The organism is Clostridium sp. ZS2-4 (assembly GCF_026719745.1).
Classification (GTDB): Bacteria; Bacillota; Clostridia; order Clostridiales; family Clostridiaceae; genus Clostridium_H.
In genome coordinates this window covers 1-1,609 of sequence record NZ_JAPPRQ010000019.1, presented here as the reverse complement: position 1 = coordinate 1,609, position 1,609 = coordinate 1, and the positions used below count along the sequence as shown (strand labels likewise).

Here is a 1,609-nt window from a genome sequence, read left to right as displayed (position 1 = left end):
TGATGCTTAAAATAAAAAATACACATTTGTCACTAATATGATATTTTAGAAAAGTCTATGAAAACATAGACTTTTCCTTAAAAAACTATATCTTGTAAAAATTTTGAAGCTTAGCTTTATGACATTGCCCTGAGGGTCCTTACGAACGACCAAAGGGAATGAGCTTGCTAACGGTGGTCTTAAACCCTAGTTATCTTAAGTTTTATAAATATTTCTCTATATGAAAAAAAGATTAATACTCAATTACTGAAACATTAATCTTTTTAACTTCTTTCACTGCATTATTAATATTATTCAGCTACATATTCCTTAACTTCTATTTATTTTATTACATCTGACTAATTTTATCTTTTTTGTAGTAATTTTTTTGTTTTTTGCATCTAGTTTCACATATAAACTATGCTAAAAAATTAGGTAAATCTTTTATCCATGCTTTAAAACTATCGCAATATTCTTCAACTTCTCCTTTATCATCATAGTAATAATATACTTTTGAATCTAATGTACTTATGCAAAAATAATCTCCATTTCCTATTCCATAGAATGGTATCATATTGGCATTCCAATTACCATTTCTCATTTCATGATTATATACATCTTCTATTGTATCATTTCCATTATTATTTACTTTTGATACATTATAAATATCCCCTGGAAATGACCATAATGACATTAATTCAATAAAATCTCTAAATTCATCACTAAATAAGCAATTAAACTTATTACTTAATTCTTGCCATTCCTCAGCTGTTGGTTTGTCTAATATATCGGTTTCTTTTTCTAATATAGTTGCTAATATAGATTCTATTTCATCATATTTCATCGTCTATCACCTCTATTTTTATTTTTATATACCCTCTCCTGGTAATATATATTCACTACCACGTTTCTTCCAATGCTCCCTTATTTCTTTAGCCCTTTGAGCTGGAGTAAGTTCTGATGGTTCTGTATGTCTAGTATGGTTTCCACCACGTCTATGAGTATACTCTTCTAAATCATCTAATATTCCCCCATTATTTTCTACTGATTTTTGACCTCTATGATGAGGTTCTATATTTCTATCTCCATGAGTAGCTTTAGTAGTTGGACCTTTACCTTTTCTCATTCTTTCAACTTCCTGTATTGTTTTAGGTTCATATCTTACTGGTGGTGCTGTAAAATCTGGGTCTGGATTTGGATAATTTGATGGACTCATAGGTTTAGTTGAGTCATATACTCTACTACCAGGGTTACTACCCCCCTCAGTAATNTAAACCTACCTAAAGCCTCATAACCATTACCCAAATTACTACCAAGCACTGCTGGCTTCGGTCCTTTGTTCATATTGTTTAATGCTATTTTAGCTATTCTAATATTCTCTGATATTTCAGCTGATATCTTATTAAATGCTTTTTTAACAAAGGGTGATGCTTTCTTAATTAATTTTTCTGCTCCATGGAATGCTGCTGCCGTTCCTGCTCCTATTCCAAAATCAGTTAGTACAGTTTTAAAGTTTATTCCTTTGCCTTCTAATTTTTGTCTTACTATACTTTCAAAGCCGTTGGTTATTCCTCCTAACAACATCTTTCCACCTAAGGCTTCGCCTACTCCAAAAGGTCCAAATATTGCT

The 1,609-nt window shown here is 30.9% G+C and carries 2 protein-coding genes; both read right to left on the bottom strand.

What is annotated here, in order from left to right; translation table 11 throughout:
• Positions 1 to 397: 397 nt before the first annotated feature.
• Entirely contained in the window at positions 398 to 823 is a 426-nt protein-coding gene (locus tag OIO11_RS03885; protein ID WP_268070055.1) for an SMI1/KNR4 family protein, read from the bottom strand.
• 24 nt (positions 824 to 847) lie between these two features.
• Positions 848 to 1,195: a hypothetical protein gene (locus tag OIO11_RS03880; RefSeq protein WP_268070054.1), complete on the bottom strand. Its 348-nt coding sequence runs from the start codon at positions 1,193 to 1,195 to the stop codon at positions 848 to 850.
• Between the last annotated feature and the right edge of the window lie 414 nt (positions 1,196 to 1,609).